The following is a 16,541-nucleotide window of genomic DNA, read 5'->3' on the forward strand; positions in this document are numbered from 1 at the left end:
GCTACTCCGGACGCTGCTCCCCGTTCAGGGACGGGGTGATGGCCCCATGGAGGACACGGTCCACCGCTTCGGCCGGATCGTCAACCACCTGGATCAGGTCCAGGTCCTTTTCGGAGACCATTCCCTCGGCTACCAGGGTTCCCCTGATCCAGTCGATCATGGGGCCCCAGAAATCGACGCCGAGAAGCACGATGGGGAACGACGTCACCTTCCGGGTCTGCACGAGCACCATGGCTTCGAAGAGCTCATCGAGCGTTCCCAGGCCGCCGGGGAGCACAATGAACCCCTGGGCGTACTTGACGAACATGGTTTTGCGGGCGAAAAAGTACCGGAAGTTGATGCCCAGGTCCACCCACTGGTTCAGCCCCTGTTCAAAGGGAAGCTCGATGCCCAGGCCAACGGATATGCCGTTGCCCTCCACCGTGCCGCGGTTGGCTGCCTCCATGGAGCCCGGCCCGCCGCCGGTGATGACCGCGACGCCGGCCTCCGCCAGTTTCCGCCCCACCTCAACACCCATCTCGTAGTAGGGGCTGCCGGGCTTGGTGCGGGCCGAACCGAAAACGCTGACAGCCTTGCCGATGTCCGCCAGCGCGCCGAAACCTTCGACGAATTCGCTTTGGATCCGCAGTACCCGCCACGGATCGGTATGGACGAACTGGCCGGGGCCCTTGGTATCGAGCAGATGCTGATCGGACATTTCCACGGCGGCCTGTTTGCGGCGCAGTTCAAGGGGCCCCTTACGGCGCGGCTGGGAATTTTTGGCCGGATCTGCATTGATGCTCATTCACCTAGGCTAACCTCCCGCGGCAGGTATCTCTTGAATCACGATCCGCAGGAACTTGGGGTGATTCCCGTCATAGCCGCCCGCAGTTCGCTAGATTCTTCCTATGACTACTCATGTGCCCGGCGATACCCTCGTCTCCCTGAACGCCGTAAATAAGCACTACGGCCAGCTGCACGTTTTGAAGGACATCAATCTGCAGGTCCGCAAGGGCGAGGTTGTTGTGGTCATCGGGCCTTCCGGCTCCGGTAAGTCCACCCTGTGCCGCGCCATCAACCGCCTGGAAACCATCGAGGGCGGAACCATCAGCATCGACGGGAAGGTGCTTCCGGAGGAAGGCAAGGAACTCGCCCAGCTCCGCGCCGACGTCGGAATGGTTTTCCAGTCTTTCAACCTCTTCGCGCACAAAACCATCCTGGAAAACGTCACGCTCGGCCCCATCAAGGTCAAGGGCGTGGCCAAGGCCGCCGCGGACAAGGACGCCATGGCGCTGCTCGAACGGGTGGGCGTGGGCCACCAGGCGCCCAAGCTGCCGGCCCAGCTCTCGGGTGGCCAGCAGCAGCGCGTAGCGATCGCCCGTGCCCTGGCGATGAAGCCCAAGGTGATGCTCTTCGATGAGCCAACCTCCGCGCTGGACCCCGAAATGATCAACGAGGTCCTGGACGTGATGATCCAGCTCGCCAAGGAAGGCATGACCATGATCGTGGTCACCCACGAGATGGGCTTCGCCCGCAAAGCCGCGGACCGCGTGGTCTTCATGGCGGACGGCCAGATCGTCGAGGACGCCACCCCGGAGGAGTTCTTCACCAACCCGAAGAGCGACCGGGCCAAGGATTTCCTGTCCAAGCTCCTCACCCACTGATGCACCGCTTTCACTGATTTACCGAACAACCACACTTCAGTTCGCACCCAGGCCGTGACCCACGGCCACCAATGAAAGGAATGTCATGAAGGCATTTATGACCCGGCGGAAGTCATTCTTCGTGGCGGCTACCGCTGCCATCGCCCTGTCCCTGAGCGCCTGTGGCGGTGGCGGCACCGGCACCGGCAGCGACCCCACCGTTGAAGCAGCACCCACCTTCGCCGCCGGCAGCACCATGGAGAAGCTCTCCTCCGCCGGGACCATCAAGATCGGCACCAAGTTCGACCAGCCGCTGTTCGGCCAGGTGGGCCTGGACGGCAAGCCCGTAGGCTTCGACGTCGAAATCGGCAAGCTGATCGCAGCGAAGCTGGGAATTTCCGCCGACAAGATCGAATGGTCCGAGACGGTCTCGGCCAACCGCGAACCCTTCATCGAACAGGGCAAGGTTGACCTGGTCATCGCCACGTACACCATCAACGACAAGCGCAAGCAGGTTGTCAGCTTCGCCGGCCCGTACTACGAAGCCGGCCAGGCCCTGATGGTTAACAAGGACAACGACGCCATCAAGACCCCCGAGGACGTCAAGGGCAAGAAGGTCTGCTCCGTCACCGGTTCAACCCCTGCCGCCACCATCGTGGAGAAGTACGGAGCAGAGCTGGTCCCGGCCGCCACCTACTCAGCCTGCCTGGAGCCGCTGCGCAACAAGCAGGTGGAGGCTGTCACCACTGACAACGTGATCCTCGCCGGCTTTGTGGACAAGGAGCCGGACGCCTTCAAGCTGGCCTCCGATGAAACATTCACCAAGGAGCCCTACGGCATCGGCCTGAAGAAGGACGACACCGAATTCCGCACCTGGATCAACGACCAGCTGGAGGCATTCGAAGAGGACGGGTCCTACAAGGAGGCCTGGGAAGCCACTGCAGGTTCGGTCATCAAGACTGCACCCGAGCTCCCCGAGATTGACCGCTACTAAGTGAGTCCGGAGCTGCCGGGGCCGGTAGGCCGGCCCCGGCAGCTTTCAGCCTTTAAATCCGTCCACGCCCAAAGCCAAAGGATCCTATGGACGTCATCATTGAAAACCTGCCCCTGTATTGGAACGGTTTTCTCCGCACCCTCTTCCTGTCAGCCGTCTCCGGGATCATCGCACTGGTCCTTGGCACGCTGCTGGCAGCCGCCAGGGTGTCCCCGGTAGCAGCCCTGCGCGGCTTCAGCACCGTGTACGTGGAGGTTCTCCGGAACACCCCGTTGACCATTGCCTTTTTCTTCGCGGCGATCGTCCTTCCCCGGCTCGGCGTCAAGTTTGAGCAGTTTGAAATTGCCGCGATCATCGCCCTCAGCACGTACACCGCAGCGTTCATCGCCGAAGCTGTCCGCTCAGGTGTCAACAGTGTTCCTGTGGGGCAGGCCGAGGCCGCGCGCAGCATCGGCATGAACTTCGGGCAGGTCCTGAACCTCATCATCCTCCCCCAGGCCCTGCGGACGGTGGTCCCGCCGCTGATCAACATCCTGATCGCCCTGGTGAAGAACTCTTCCGTCGCCGGCGCCTTCTTTGTCCTCGAACTGTTCGGCTACGGCCGCCAGCTGGCCAACGCCAACGGTGATGCCGTCATCGCCGTGCTGCTGGGTACCGCGTTCTTTTATCTGCTCCTCACCGTTCCGCTCGGCATCCTTGCCAGCACGGTGGAACGAAAGGTGGCGATTGCCCGATGAGCTCAGTCCTTTACGACGTTCCGGGACCCAAAGCCCGGCGGATCTCCCTGATCGGCTCGATCGTAGGTTCCGTTCTGATCCTGGGTTTACTGGCATGGATTGTCATGACCCTCGCCCAGCAGGGGATTTTCGAAGGCCGACGCTGGCAGATCTTCACCCGCGCTGATGTGTGGATGCTCCTGGCCAACGGCCTGAGCGCCACCCTGTCTGCTGCTGCACTGGCAGCCGTCATCGCGTTCCCGCTGGGGCTGCTGCTGTGCCTGCTCCGCATCTCCGATGCGGCCATCATCCGGATCCCCACCCGGGTGGTCCTGGAGTTCCTCCGCGGCATGCCCGTGGTCCTGATGATGCTGTTCGTCCTGCTGGGCTTCGGCACGTCACCGTTCATTGCCGTTGTCACCGGTTTGGTGCTCTACAACTCGGCAGTGTTCGCCGAGATCATCCGGGCAGGCATCCAGTCGCTGCCCCGCGGGCAGCGCGAAGCAGGCCTTGCCATTGGCCTGACCAGCTTCAAGTCCCGGATGCTCATCGAACTTCCGCAGGCAATCCGCCGCATGATGCCGTCCCTGGTGGCGCAGATGGTAGTGCTCCTGAAAGACACCTCGCTGGGCTACATCGTGGCGTACGGCGAGCTGCTGCGCGCCGTCCAGGTGATGGCGGACTTCCTGGGCACGCAGTTCCTGTTCCCCATCTTCTTCGTCGCCGCTGCGATCTACATCGCCATCAACATCCTCGTTTCCAGGCTTGCGGTCTGGATTGAGCGCCGGGGGTCGAAGAAGGCAGCCGGAGGTGTGGCCAAGGCCGAGCCGGAAAAGGCAGAGGCCCCGGTTCCCTAGACAGACCCTACGCGAACGGCCCGGACCACCAGGTCCGGGCCGTTCGGCATTTTAAGCGCGGGCAACGTGCTCCTGGCTCAGCCCGCCAGCCAGTCCTGCAGCGCCCGGAGGCAGGTGCGGATGGCATCCGCGTGGACATGCTCGTTGTCCTTATGCGCCAGCAGTGCATCACCGGGTCCGAAATTCACCGCCGGTATCCCCAGTTCGCTGAAACGCGCGACGTCGGTCCAGCCGTATTTGGGTTTCGGCTCGCCTCCCACGGCGGCAACGAAGGAAGCGGCAGCCGGGTGCTGAAGGCCGGGGCGGGCGCCGGCTGCAGCGTCCGTGCGGACCACGTCGAAGCCCTCAAGGAGTTCCCGCACCACGGCTTCGGCCTGGTCCGGTGTCTTGTCCGGGGCGAAGCGGTAGTTGATTTCCACCACGCAGCGGTCCGGGATGACGTTGCCGGCGGTCCCGCCGTTGATCTTCACGGCGTTGAGGCTTTCGCGGTACTCCAGGCCGTCCACGGTGACCGTTTGCGGTTCGTAGGCCGCGAGCCTTGCCAGGATGGGGGCTGCGGCGTGGATGGCATTGCTGCCCATCCAGGCCCGCGCCGAGTGCGCTGCTTCGCCCACGGTTGTTGCTTCAAACCGGCTGGTGCCGTTGCACCCGCCCTCCACAATGCCGTCCGTAGGTTCCAGAAGGATGGCGAAGTCCCCGTGCAGCAGGTGGCCGTGGTTGCGGACCAGGCGGCCCAGGCCGCTTTTCACCGCTTCCACTTCCTCATGGTCGTAGAAGACGAACGTGACGTCCCGCTTGGGCTGCGCGCCGCCGTCGAACAGCGTGGCCGCCAGCGCAAGCTGTACTGCCACACCGCCCTTCATGTCGGTGGCGCCGCGGCCGTACAGGATGCCTTCGCCCGGGACGCCGGACTCCCAGCTGGAAGGCACCGTTCCCTTCGAGCCTTCGGTCAGCGGCAGCGGCACAGTGTCCAGGTGACCTGCCAGGATGACGCGTTCGGGGTGCTCCAGTTCCGTCCGCGCGATGATCGAATCCCCGTCGCGGACCACCGTCAGCTCCGGAAGACCCAGCAGCGCCGTTTCCACGGCGTCGGCCAGTTCCTTTTCATTTCCGGACACGCTGTTGATGTCCATGATGGCGGAGGTCAGAAGCGCAACGTCCTGCCGCAGGTCCAGCCGCGCAGGCACGGACCCCTGGCCGGATTCCTGGCTGGACAGGACGGATGCGGGGTCTGGAGCGGTTTCGGCAGTCACGAAGCCAGTCTAGTTCGAACCCGGCGCCCGGCCCTCGATAGACTGGAGCACATGACTGAGACCGCTTCTTCCGCCGTGCCCGAAACCCTGAACGCAACCACCGACGAACGCTCCGCCTACGGCTTTGGCGTGGCCACCATCGCCACCGCCAACGGCAGCGCCACCGTTTTGGACGTCTGGTTCCCCGCACCGGCCCTCGGTGTCGCCGCCGAGCACCTGCGTGCCGTGGAAAACGCTGACGATTCCCTGACGCAGATCGCGGAAAACGGCACCGATGAGGACCGCGGCACCGAGCAGAAGGTGGTGTTCGTCCAGATCAACCTTGACGAGGCCCCCGCCGACACCGCCGACGCCTACCTCCGGCTGCACCTGCTCTCGCACCGCCTGGTCAAGCCCAACACCATCAACCTGGACGGCATCTTCGGGAAGCTGCCCAACGTCGTCTGGACCAACTTCGGTCCCGCTGCCGTGGAGGGCTTCGAACTTACCCGTGCCCGGCTCCGCCGGCGCGGCGCCGTCACGGTGTACGGCATCGACAAGTTCCCGCGCATGGTGGACTACGTTGTGCCCTCCGGCGTACGGATCGCCGACGCCGACCGGGTGCGCCTGGGTGCGCACCTGGCTGAAGGCACCACCGTCATGCACGAAGGCTTCGTGAACTTCAACGCCGGAACGCTGGGCACCTCCATGGTGGAAGGCCGTATCTCCGCGGGCGTCGTGACCGGTGATGGCAGCGACGTGGGCGGCGGCGCATCCATCATGGGCACCCTCTCCGGCGGCGGCAAGGAAAAGATCACCATCGGCGAGCGGGTCCTGCTGGGCGCAAACTCAGGCGTTGGCATCAGCATCGGGGACGACTCCGTGGTGGAAGCCGGCCTGTACGTCACGGCCGGCACCCGCGTGCGCGTGCCCGGGCCCAAGGACGAGGTGGGAGAGGACACCACCAAGATCGTCAAGGCGGCCGAGCTGTCCGGCGTTTCCAACCTGCTGTTCCGCCGCAATTCCACCACCGGTGCCGTGGAGGTCCTCCCCCGGGCCGGCCAGACCGTGGAACTGAACGACGCCCTGCACGCCAACTAATTTATGGCTCGACGACGCGGCCTGCGCCGCCTGGCGGTACTGCTGCTGGCCCTTGCCCTGGTGGCCGGCGGCATCTATTCAGCGGTGTTCTTCGTGCAGCGTTCCGAAACCCTGGTTTCGGAACGCTGCACCGCTGTTGTCGGCGACAGGACAGCCGAACTGGCACCCGACCAGGCAGTCTACGCCTCGCTGATCACCGCCGTCGCAGTCCAGCGCGGGCTGCCTCCCCGGGCCGCGAGCATCGCCCTGGCCACGGCCATGCAGGAGTCCAAACTCCGCAACATCGCCCACGGGGACCAGGCCGGACCGGACTCGCGGGGACTGTTCCAGCAGCGGCCTTCGCAGGGCTGGGGCACCGAGGAACAGGTCATGGACCCGTACTACGCCGTCAATGCGTTCTACGATGCGCTGGTGAAGGTCCCGGACTACGAGACGCTTGACATCACCGACGCCGCACAGCGCGTCCAGCGGTCCGCGTACCCCAGCGCCTATGCGCAGCACGAGGATATGGGGCGGTCCTTCGCCTCCGGGTTGTCCGGCCAGACACCCGAAGCCGTGCAGTGCACGCTGCGTTCGTCGGGCTCCGCCGGAGACGCCGCGGCAGTGGCCGCCGAACTCAGCACGGCGTACGGAGCGCTGGACGCTTCCGTGGAGGGACAGACCGTGGTGGTGAACGCCAGCGGCAGCCAGGCCTGGTCCGTTGCCCAGTGGGCGGTGGCGAATGCCAAAGGCCTTGAGGTGACCCGGGTGGAGGTGGCGGGCCGCAGCTGGGACCGTGCGGATCGGAACGGCTGGCAGGAATCTGCGGCGCCGGACGGACAGGTCCGGATTACGGTAGCCCCGCAAAGCACCCAGGCGGGTGTGGGCCAATGACTCAGACGAGGATCTCCACGACCGGCTGCACGTAGCTGCGGAACAGCTCCGGCTGGCCCATCAGCTGGTGGCTCATGATGATCTTGTCCGGCTCCAGGTACCAGGCCCGCTGCTCATTCAGGGGCAGTTCGATGATGGTCAGTGTGAAGTCACGGGAATCCCGTCCCACTTCCATCAGCCGGTCGTCCACCAGTTCCTCCAGGAGCTGGTCCGTGCCGCTGGCCAAGCGTTCCGCCTCCAGCCGGGCGTACTCGCTCCTCCGCTCCCGCGCCCAGGTGAGTGCAGCGCCAAAGTGGGCCTGCAGGACCCGCTGCAGGGCGGGCGAGTTGCCGAATGCGCCAAACTCCGGCGGCGACAGTTCCGGCGAGGTCTGCGGATGGGCTTTGACCAGTTGTTCCCACCAGGCTTCCCACTCGGTCTTGAGCGCGCTCAGCCCGCCGACGTCGGCTGTCAGGTGGGTGTGGTCCGCCGGACGGATCTTGGGAACGGCATGGGACAGCGCGGGGTGGCCTGCGCCGTTCAGCCCGACCGTGTCGCGGACGTAGAGTGCGATCATCATGGGTCCGGACGTGTCCGTAGTGATCTGCCACCGTGAACCGCTTGCCTGATGCATCCGAAATCCTTCCCTGGCGTGCTCCTGCCGGGTCTGCTGATCCGGTTTCGCGCCCCCGGCTATCAGTCTATTCCCGCTCCCTGCCCACGGTAACGCCCCTCAGCGACTCAAGCCGTCAACATGGCGTTCCAGCACGTCGGAGCACATTTGCGCGGTCATCCACCCGGGTTGCAGCAGGGCATGCATGCACAGCCCGTCCAGTGTTGCCAGGAGGCGTTCCGCTTCCACCACCAGGCTCTCCTGCGGTTCGTCCTGGGGCATCAGTGCAGCCACCACCTGCCCGGCAATCGCTGCCACCTCCCGGTGGCTGCTGTCGGCAACCGGGGCGAGGAAAGGCCGGATCCTGGCCGCGTTCTTGAACGCCATCCAGGCGCAGGCTTCTACCGCCCGGGACTCATCCAGGGGCAGCAGGCCACCCATCAGGGTTAATACCGCTGCACGCTGCTCAAGGCTGCGCGGCGCTGCGGCGGCGACACCGGGCAACGCTCCCTTGAGCCGGCGGACAATCCGGTCCACCACCGTGGCAAAGGAATAGGTCAGGAGTTCGTCGCTGCCGGCGAAGTAGTGCCGGACGGATCCGACGGCGAGTCCGGCCTCATCCGCCACCTCACGCAGCGAGGCGCGTTCCAGTCCGTCCACCGCGATGATCCTGAGGACCGCTTCCACAACGTCCTGGCGGCGGGCTTCGGCATCTACAATTTTGGGCACTGCTCCTTTTTAGCACGGTTGTGCTCCATCGCTTGCCGCGCCTGCCCGGCATCCGGAACATGGCGGCGGCACCGCGGCCCGGTGGGATAGCGTTGAGGCATGAAAATTCTGGTTACAGGGGGCACCGGCTACATCGGTTCCCACACTGTTCTTTCCCTGCAGGAAGCCGGCCACGATGTTGTCGTCATCGACAACCTCACCAACTCCAGCGAGGAGTCACTGCGCCGGGTTGCCGAACTCAGCGGCAAAACGGCTGAGTTCCATAACGTGGACCTGGTGGACGAAGCCGCGGTTGAGGCGGTCTTCGCCGGCAGCGCGATCGACGCCGTCATCCACTTCGCCGGCCTGAAGGCCGTAGGGGAATCGGTGCAGGAGCCGCTGAAGTACTACTACAACAACCTCGTGGGCACCCTGAACCTGATCCGCGTGATGGACCGGCACAACGTCCGGTCTTTTGTGTTCAGCTCGTCAGCGACGGTTTACGGCGAACACAACCCCATCCCCTACGTGGAAAAGATGGAGATCGGCGCCAACAACCCCTATGGCCGCACCAAGGAGCAGATCGAGGACATCCTCTCCGACCTTGGCGCAGCCGACGACCGCTGGCATATAGCCCTGCTGCGCTACTTCAACCCGGTAGGCGCCCACCCGTCCGGACGCATCGGCGAGGATCCGCAGGGCATCCCCAACAACCTGGTTCCGTTCATCGCGCAGGTGGCCGTTGGCCGGCGCGAAAAGCTCATGGTTTTCGGCGGCGACTACGACACCCCGGACGGCACGTGCCTGCGGGACTACATCCACGTGGTGGACCTTGCAGAAGGCCACGTGGCCGCCCTGAACCACGTGGCGGACCGCGCCGGGGTGTTCCGCTGGAACCTCGGCTCCGGCAAGGGCTCCTCGGTGCTGGAGGTCCTTCGCTCCTTCGAAAAGGCCGTTGGCAAGCCCATCCCCTACGAGATCACCGGCCGCCGCGCGGGCGACCTTCCTGCTTTCTGGGCTGATGCCACCTCGGCGCTGGCAGACCTGAGCTGGTCCACCACCAAGACCGTGGACCAGATGTGCGAGGACCACTGGCGGTGGCAGAAAAACAACCCCCAGGGCTACGCGTCCTGACAGCAACGCGGGGTCACTAAAGTGCCCCTCAGGGACACTTTATTGGGCGTTTGGTGACCCCGCGTTGCCTGTAGTTGGTGATTAACGACGACGGCCGCCCACCTCCAGGAGGTGGGCGGACGTCGTCGTTAATTTCAGCGGGCGGGGTAGTCCCTGGCCGGCTCGCCGATGTACAGCTGGCGCGGGCGGCCGATCTTCGTGTTCGGGTCGCTGATCATTTCACGCCACTGCGCAATCCAGCCGGGGAGGCGGCCGATGGCGAACAGGACGGTGAACATCTTCTCCGGGAAGCCCATGGCCTTGTAGATCAGGCCGGTGTAGAAGTCCACGTTCGGGTAGAGCTTGCGCTGGATGAAGTAGTCATCGTTCAGCGCCTTCTCTTCCAGGCGCAGGGCGATGTCCAGCAGTTCGTCGTTGCCGCCGAGCTTGGTGAGGATCTCGTGGGCCGTGGCCTTGACGATCTTGGCACGCGGATCGTAGTTCTTGTAGACGCGGTGCCCGAAGCCCATCAGCCGGACGCCGTCTTCCTTGTTCTTGACCTTCTCCATGTAGTCCTCGGGCTTGGTGCCCTCGGCCTGGATCTGGCGCAGCATCTTCAGCACGGCTTCGTTGGCGCCGCCGTGGGCGGGTCCGAAGAGTGCGTTGATACCGGCGGAAACGGAGGCGAACAGGTTGGCGTTGGAGGAACCCACCAGGCGCACCGTGGACGTGGAGCAGTTCTGCTCGTGGTCGGCGTGCAGGATGAGGAGCAGGTCCAGGGCCTTGGCGACGACGGGGTCAACCTCGTACTGCTCGGCCGGCAGGCCGAAGCTGAGGCGCAGGAAGTTCTCCACGAGGTTGTGGGAGTTGTCCGGGTACAGCATGGGCTGGCCGATGGACTTCTTGTGCGCGTAGGCAGCGATGACGGGCAGCTTGGCCATCAGGCGGATGGTGGAAACTTCCACCTGCTCGGCGTTGAACGGGTCCAGCGAGTCCTGGTAGAAGGTGGACAGCGCGGAGACGGCTGAGGACAGGACGGGCATGGGGTGCGCGTCGCGGGGGAAGCCGCCGAAGAAGCCCTTCAGCTCCTCGTGAAGCAGCGTGTGGCGCCGGATCTTCTGGTCGAACTCGTCCAGCTCGGTGGGCGTGGGCAGGTTGCCGTAGATCAGCAGGTAGGACACCTCGAGGAAGCTGGAGTGCTGCGCCAGCTGCTCGATGGGGTATCCGCGGTACCGCAGGATGCCCGCATCGCCGTCGATGTAGGTGATAGCCGAGGTGGTTGCTGCGGTGTTCATGAAGCCGGGGTCAAAGGTGACTGCGCCCGTCTGCTTCAGCAGCTTGGAAACGTCGTATCCTTCGTTTCCTTCAATAACCTGGATGCGCGGGAGCTTGAGCTCGCCTCCTGCATGGAGCAGGGTAGCCGCGTTGTTGGTCTCAGTCATGGAGTCCCCTTCATGAGGCTCTCTGGGCCTCTGTCGAAAGCTTGATCCAACATCAGGTGAGCCGCGCACTGACCCTGAGAACACAGGTTCCAACACCCGGGCTGCCTTCTTGTAGAAAGCCACCATTGATAGTCACTTAAAAAGTACCGCTCCTTGGCGGGTGTCACTAATCCAAGACAGCCCAAAATCCCCTAAAATGCGGGCTGTGTGGCGCGAGTCACACGATTGTTACGCGGCTTTTTGCTACCGGGCTTCCTGCAGCCGGGCCACTGCGGCGTCAATCCGCTCATCGGTTCCGGTAAGGGCGACCCGGACATAACCGTTGCCTGCCTCGCCGTAGAAGACTCCCGGGCCCACCACGATGCCCCGTTCTGCCAGGCGCGCCACCGTGTCCCAGGTGTCTTCCCCTGCCGTGGACCACAGGTAGAGCCCGGCATCTGAATCCTTGATTTCCAGGCCGAAGTCCAGCAATGCCGGAACCAGCCGCTCCCGCCGGCCACGGTAGAGGTCCTTCTGGGCCTCGACGTGCGCATCATCGCCGAGCGCCACGCGCATGGCTTCCTGCACGGGGTAGGGAACGATCATGCCGGCATGTTTGCGGCTGTTGACCAGGTTGGGCATCAGGTCCGGATCGCCGGCTACGAAGGCGGCACGGTAGCCCGCGAGGTTGGACTGCTTGCTCAATGAGTAGACGGAGAGCAGGCCCTGGTGCGATCCGCCTGCCACCCGCGGGTCCAGGATGCTGGGGACGGACTGGCCGCCGCGCTGCACATCCCAGGTTCCCCAGCCGAGTTCTGCGTAGCATTCATCCGAGGCCACCACGGCCCCCAGCTCCCGGGCCTGCTCCACGAGCGCTTTCAGGGAGTCTGCGTCGCGGACGCTGCCTGTCGGGTTGCCCGGGGAATTGACCCAGACGAGCCGGACGCGCGCACGGGTGGCGTCGTCGAGCTCGTCAAGGTTGTCGGTGGCAACGGAGGTGACGCCGGCCAGCGTGGCGCCGATATCGTACGTGGGGTAGGCGACCTTGGGACGTACGACGACGTCACCCGGCTTCAGCCCGAGCAGCAGCGGCAGCCACGCCACAAGTTCCTTGGAACCCACCGTGGGCATGATGTTGCGGGGATCCAGCCCGGCCACACCGCGGCGGCGTTCGAACCATCCTGCGATGGCTTCCCGAAGCGCCGGTGTGCCGTGCACCGTGGGGTACCCCGGCGCGTCGGCAGCAGCCTTCAAGGCATCCTGGACCAGCGCCGGGGTGGGGTCCACGGGTGTGCCGATCGACAGGTTGACGGCACCGCCGGGGTGCTCCGATGCCTTCGCAAGATACGGCGCCATGGCCTCCCACGGGTAATCGGGCAGGTCAAGGCCAAACGTAGTCACTGCTGCGGTCACCTTTTCTGCGTCAGTGGTCTTGGTTCTGCGGGGGCAGCGCGGCGATCATCGGGTGGTCCTTGCCGGTGTTGCCGATCTTGGCGGCGCCGCCGGGTGAACCGAGGTCGTCGAAGAACTCCACGTTGGCCTTGTAGTAGTCGGCCCACTCGTCGGGGGTGTCATCCTCGTAGTAAATGGCCTCGACCGGGCAAACGGGCTCGCAGGCGCCGCAGTCGACGCATTCGTCCGGATGGATGTACAGCGAACGCTCACCTTCATAGATGCAGTCGACGGGGCATTCCTCGATACATGCCTTGTCCTTGACATCTACACACGGCTGCGCGATTACGTACGTCACGTCCCTGGCCTCTCCACGTTGGTTCCGGCAACCCGCCGGTTCTTGCATCCGGCAGCTCTGGCCGGACTCTTGACATCTGAGCCTATTATCTCCCAGGCCGTTCCCGCGAACCTAGCCGGGCCGCCTAGTATGAACTGGTGAGTCAGCCCCCTACCCCCGCAGGGTTCCTTTCCGCCGCCGCACCCGGAACACGGGTGGTGGTGCGGTACCGAATCGAGGACGGTCTGACCGATGCGCTCGGCCACCTGGTCTCGTGCGACGCCGGTGCGTGCACCGTCCGCACCCGGCAGGCCGACGTCGTCATTCCCCTTGACCTTGTGGTGGCGGCCAAGCAGGTCCCGCCGGCGCCGGAGCGCCGCAGACCCGCGGCACAGTAAAGCGCGCCGTCACTGCGCTGGGACTGCCGCCGCGCACCGAACCCGGGCTTCAGTGCGCCCGCCGGTACGCGGCAAGAGCTTGGTGAACCATCCGCACGAACTCCCCGGGCTCGCCGACCAGCATCTCGAACGTTACGCGGAGCGTGGGAACGCCCCGGACAACAGTGATGTTCCACCGCCGCCGGTCCTCCCTGTACGCCTGCCGGCTGCTGTGATGGGCATACCCGTCCGTCTCGATGCCCAGCAAGCCGTCAACGAGGAGGTCAAGGTGTCCCATTCCGGGAATGTTGACCTGGAGCTCGACTGTCAGGCCGGCTTCTTCCAGCAGGTACCGGGCCATGGTCTCGATGATGGAGCCGGACTGGGGCCGGATTCTTGCCACCAGCCCCAGCAAAGCCTTTTCCCGTGCCGCTGGAAACCGGCCGCGCAGTTCCGAAAGTTGAACCAGGCCCTGTTTGACCGCCGATTCTGCGATAGTCAGGCCCTCGAGCGGCGGCAGGCATCGCAGCGATTGGCCCACGATGTCCAGGTGCGTCAGTGGCAGGTGGCTTCGATGCACCACGCAACCGTTGATGTGCCTGCCGTGGCGAGCGGCCAGATGCGGCTCGACGGGCCTTCGTACGACCCACAGCCCTGCTGCTAGGGCGGCCGTCACGCAGCCAGGCACCGCATGATGGCGACCGGCGTGGACTAAAAAGGGATCCGCGCCGGGCAGCGCATAGACACCCCTGGCCACTCTTTGAACGGATGCATCCAACAGGCCGGCTTCGAGTGTCCGGCGGGTGACGCCGGCCTGCCTCAGTGAGTCGACGCCCGCAACTCCGCCCAGCCCGGCCAGGGCATCAGAAACTGTTCGCATGACTGCATGATCCCCGTGACCGGGTTCCCGAGTACAGCAGGGACAGAAGGCATGTGGACAACGTCCGGGCGCGGAGACGCCGGGACTCGGTGCGCTGGGACTGCTGCTGCGGCCCGAACCCGGACTTCACTGCGCAGCCCGGTACAAACATGGCAAAACAAAAGCTGCCGGCACGACGGCGGGAATCCCGCCTGCCGTACCGGCAGCTTTCAAAGAGGTCCTGAGGAACTAGGCCTTGGCGCGGGCGCGGTTGGCCTTGGCACGCTCGTTGGTGTCCAGGATGACCTTGCGGATGCGGATGGCTTCCGGGGTCACCTCGACGCACTCGTCCTCGCGGGCGAATTCGAGGGACTCTTCGAGGGTCAGGTCGCGCGGCGGCGTCAGGTTCTCGAAGGTGTCGGAGGAAGCGGCACGCATGTTGGTGAGCTTCTTTTCCTTGGTGATGTTGACGTCCATGTCGTCGGCGCGGGAGTTCTCGCCCACGATCATGCCCTCGTAAACCTCGGAGGTGGGCTTGACGAAGAACGAGCCGCGCTCCTGCAGGTTGATCATGGCGAACGGGGTCACAACACCGGCGCGGTCGGCAATCATCGAGCCGTTGGTGCGGTACTCGATGGGGCCTGCCCACGGCTCGTAGCCTTCGGAGATGGACGCCGCGATGCCTGCGCCGCGGGTGTCCGTGAGGAACTTGGTGCGGAACCCGATCAGGCCACGGGCCGGAACGATGAACTCCATGCGGCACCAGCCGGTACCGTGGTTGGCCATGTTGGTCATGCGGCCCTTGCGTGCGGCCATCAGCTGCGTGACGGCACCGAGGTATTCTTCGGGCACGTCGATGGTCATGTGTTCCATCGGCTCGTGGATCTTGCCGTCGATGGTCTTGGTGACAACCTGCGGCTTGCCCACGGTCAGCTCGAAGCCTTCGCGGCGCATCTGCTCAACGAGGATGGCCAGCGCGAGCTCGCCACGGCCCTGGACTTCCCAGGCGTCGGGACGCTCGGTGGGGAGCACCTTGATGGAGACGTTACCGATCAGTTCCTTGTCCAGGCGGTCCTTCACCTGGCGGGCGGTAACCTTGGCGCCCTTGACCTTGCCGGCCAGCGGGGAGGTGTTGATACCGATGGTCATGGAGATGGCGGGATCGTCCACGGTGATCAGCGGCAGCGGCTGCGGGTTCTCGACGTCCGTGAGGGTTTCGCCAATGGTGATGTCCTCGATGCCGGCGACGGCGACGATCTCACCAGGTCCCGCGGACTCGGCAGGAACGCGGTCCAGTGCCTTGGTGGCGAGGAGCTCGGTGATCTTCACGGTCTTGAGCTCGCCGTTGGCACGGGCCCAGGCAACCTGCTGGCCCTTGCGCAGGGTGCCGTTGTAGATGCGGAGCAGCGCGAGGCGGCCCAGGAACGGGGAGGCATCCAGGTTGGTGACGTGCGCCTGCAGGACACCTTCCGGGTTGTAGGTGGGGGCCGGGATGTGCTCGATGATGGTCTTGAACAGCGGCTCAAGGTCCTCATTGTCCGGGGCGGAGCCGTTGGCCGGCTGCTCCAGGGACGCGCGGCCAACCTTGGCCGCCGCGTACACAACGGGAACTTCAAGGACCTTGTCCAGGTCAAGGTCCGGAACTTCGTCCGCAAGGTCGGAGGCCAGGCCCAGGAGCAGGTCCATGGACTCGTGCACCACTTCGTCGATGCGGGCGTCGGGACGGTCGGTCTTGTTCACCAGGAGGATGACCGGCAGGTGCGCTGCAAGGGCCTTGCGCAGCACGAAGCGGGTCTGGGGCAGCGGGCCCTCGGAAGAGTCAACCAGCAGCACGACGCCGTCCACCATGGACAGGCCGCGCTCCACCTCGCCACCGAAGTCAGCGTGGCCTGGGGTGTCAATAACGTTGATGGTGATGGTCTCGCCGTTGGAGGACGGACCGTTGTAGGCCACCGTGGTGTTCTTGGCCAGGATGGTGATGCCCTTTTCGCGCTCCAGGTCACCGGAGTCCATCACGCGGTCTTCGAGGTGGTTGTGCTCGGCAAAGGAGTTGGTCTGCTTGAGCATGGCGTCGACCAGCGTGGTCTTGCCGTGGTCAACGTGGGCCACAATCGCGACGTTGCGGAGGTCACTGCGTGATGCAGTGGCTACCGCGGTGTTGGTGGTGGTTTCAGACATGCGTAATGGCTCGATTCAGTGGTGAAAGTCAGCTGTTGTATCGCGACATTTCCAACTGGAACGCACGACGGACAAGGCCCTTAGCACAGGGCACCTTCCCCCAGTCTACCGGCAGTGGCATTTATTGGCCTAAATTTCTGGCGGCCGGGGTACAGAGTGCACGCGCAGG

17 protein-coding genes are annotated in these 16,541 nt (G+C 64.7%); 8 read left to right on the forward strand and 9 right to left on the reverse strand.

Annotation, left to right across the window (positions count from 1 at the left end):
* Nucleotide 1: 1 nt before the first annotated feature.
* Nucleotides 2–784 (reverse strand): LOG family protein, encoded by a 783-nt coding sequence (locus B5520_RS12200; RefSeq protein ID WP_079597325.1) that lies wholly within the window; start codon nt 782–784, stop codon nt 2–4.
* A gap of 103 nt (nt 785–887) precedes the next feature.
* Between B5520_RS12200 and B5520_RS12205 the strand changes: the two genes are divergently transcribed.
* The 4 genes from B5520_RS12205 to B5520_RS12220 all read left to right on the forward strand — a co-directional run bounded on the left by B5520_RS12205 (nt 888) and on the right by B5520_RS12220 (nt 4,189).
* Nucleotides 888–1,643, forward strand: a complete 756-nt coding sequence (locus B5520_RS12205; protein ID WP_079597326.1) for an amino acid ABC transporter ATP-binding protein — start codon at nt 888–890, stop codon at nt 1,641–1,643.
* A gap of 85 nt (nt 1,644–1,728) precedes the next feature.
* Nucleotides 1,729–2,616 (forward strand): glutamate ABC transporter substrate-binding protein, encoded by an 888-nt coding sequence (locus B5520_RS12210; RefSeq protein ID WP_079597327.1) that lies wholly within the window; start codon nt 1,729–1,731, stop codon nt 2,614–2,616.
* 86 nt (nt 2,617–2,702) lie between these two features.
* Complete coding sequence (locus B5520_RS12215) at nt 2,703–3,353, forward strand: amino acid ABC transporter permease (protein ID WP_079597328.1); 651 nt, start codon at nt 2,703–2,705, stop codon at nt 3,351–3,353.
* Nucleotides 3,350–4,189: an amino acid ABC transporter permease gene (locus B5520_RS12220; protein ID WP_079597329.1), complete on the forward strand. Its 840-nt coding sequence runs from the start codon at nt 3,350–3,352 to the stop codon at nt 4,187–4,189. The genes B5520_RS12215 and B5520_RS12220 overlap by 4 nt, the downstream gene beginning before the upstream one ends.
* A 77-nt stretch (nt 4,190–4,266) precedes the next feature.
* Here B5520_RS12220 and dapE read toward each other — a convergent pair whose 3' ends face one another.
* Entirely contained in the window at nt 4,267–5,406 is a 1,140-nt protein-coding gene (dapE, locus tag B5520_RS12225) for a succinyl-diaminopimelate desuccinylase (RefSeq protein WP_176156856.1), read from the reverse strand.
* Between the two features lie 87 nt (nt 5,407–5,493).
* On the opposite strand from dapE, the gene dapD reads away from it, so the two are divergent.
* Together dapD and B5520_RS12235 are read left to right on the forward strand one after the other, a co-directional pair.
* Nucleotides 5,494–6,522: a 2,3,4,5-tetrahydropyridine-2,6-dicarboxylate N-succinyltransferase gene (gene dapD / locus B5520_RS12230; RefSeq protein ID WP_079597331.1), complete on the forward strand. Its 1,029-nt coding sequence runs from the start codon at nt 5,494–5,496 to the stop codon at nt 6,520–6,522.
* A 3-nt stretch (nt 6,523–6,525) separates the two neighbouring features.
* Nucleotides 6,526–7,395 carry a hypothetical protein gene (locus B5520_RS12235; RefSeq protein ID WP_079597332.1) on the forward strand — a complete coding sequence of 290 codons (870 nt, stop codon included), beginning with the start codon at nt 6,526–6,528 and terminating at the stop codon, nt 7,393–7,395.
* Nucleotide 7,396: 1 nt separating this feature from the next.
* Here B5520_RS12235 and B5520_RS12240 read toward each other — a convergent pair whose 3' ends face one another.
* Together B5520_RS12240 and B5520_RS12245 are read right to left on the reverse strand one after the other, a co-directional pair.
* Nucleotides 7,397–8,008, reverse strand: coding sequence for a hypothetical protein (locus B5520_RS12240; RefSeq protein WP_079597333.1), 612 nt, complete (start codon nt 8,006–8,008; stop codon nt 7,397–7,399).
* Nucleotides 8,009–8,107: 99 nt separating this feature from the next.
* Nucleotides 8,108–8,716 carry a TetR/AcrR family transcriptional regulator gene (locus B5520_RS12245; RefSeq protein ID WP_079597334.1) on the reverse strand — a complete coding sequence of 203 codons (609 nt, stop codon included), beginning with the start codon at nt 8,714–8,716 and terminating at the stop codon, nt 8,108–8,110.
* 99 nt (nt 8,717–8,815) lie between these two features.
* Here B5520_RS12245 and galE point away from each other — a divergent pair, with 99 nt between their 5' ends.
* Nucleotides 8,816–9,829 carry a UDP-glucose 4-epimerase GalE gene (galE, locus tag B5520_RS12250; RefSeq protein WP_079597335.1) on the forward strand — a complete coding sequence of 338 codons (1,014 nt, stop codon included), beginning with the start codon at nt 8,816–8,818 and terminating at the stop codon, nt 9,827–9,829.
* A gap of 134 nt (nt 9,830–9,963) precedes the next feature.
* Here the strand turns inward: galE and B5520_RS12255 are convergent, their stop codons facing one another.
* From B5520_RS12255 to fdxA, 3 genes are all read right to left on the reverse strand, one after another.
* On the reverse strand, nt 9,964–11,250 hold the full coding sequence (locus B5520_RS12255) for a citrate synthase (RefSeq protein WP_079597336.1): 1,287 nt from the start codon (nt 11,248–11,250) through the stop codon (nt 9,964–9,966).
* A gap of 243 nt (nt 11,251–11,493) precedes the next feature.
* Nucleotides 11,494–12,642, reverse strand: coding sequence for a succinyldiaminopimelate transaminase (gene dapC, locus B5520_RS12260; protein WP_079597337.1), 1,149 nt, complete (start codon nt 12,640–12,642; stop codon nt 11,494–11,496).
* 10 nt (nt 12,643–12,652) lie between these two features.
* Nucleotides 12,653–12,979 (reverse strand): ferredoxin, encoded by a 327-nt coding sequence (gene fdxA / locus B5520_RS12265; protein ID WP_009356972.1) that lies wholly within the window; start codon nt 12,977–12,979, stop codon nt 12,653–12,655.
* A gap of 137 nt (nt 12,980–13,116) precedes the next feature.
* Here fdxA and B5520_RS12270 point away from each other — a divergent pair, with 137 nt between their 5' ends.
* Nucleotides 13,117–13,356, forward strand: a complete 240-nt coding sequence (locus tag B5520_RS12270) for a putative acetyltransferase (protein WP_079597338.1) — start codon at nt 13,117–13,119, stop codon at nt 13,354–13,356.
* A 49-nt stretch (nt 13,357–13,405) separates the two neighbouring features.
* On the opposite strand, the gene B5520_RS22425 is transcribed toward B5520_RS12270, so the two are convergent.
* On the reverse strand, nt 13,406–14,215 hold the full coding sequence (locus B5520_RS22425; protein WP_139386241.1) for a hypothetical protein: 810 nt from the start codon (nt 14,213–14,215) through the stop codon (nt 13,406–13,408).
* Nucleotides 14,216–14,443: 228 nt separating this feature from the next.
* On the reverse strand, nt 14,444–16,372 hold the full coding sequence (gene typA / locus B5520_RS12280) for a translational GTPase TypA (RefSeq protein ID WP_079597340.1): 1,929 nt from the start codon (nt 16,370–16,372) through the stop codon (nt 14,444–14,446).
* Between the last annotated feature and the right edge of the window lie 169 nt (nt 16,373–16,541).

Origin of the sequence: Arthrobacter sp. P2b (genome assembly GCF_900168295.1) — a bacterium.
Lineage (GTDB): Bacteria > Actinomycetota > Actinomycetes > Actinomycetales > Micrococcaceae > Arthrobacter.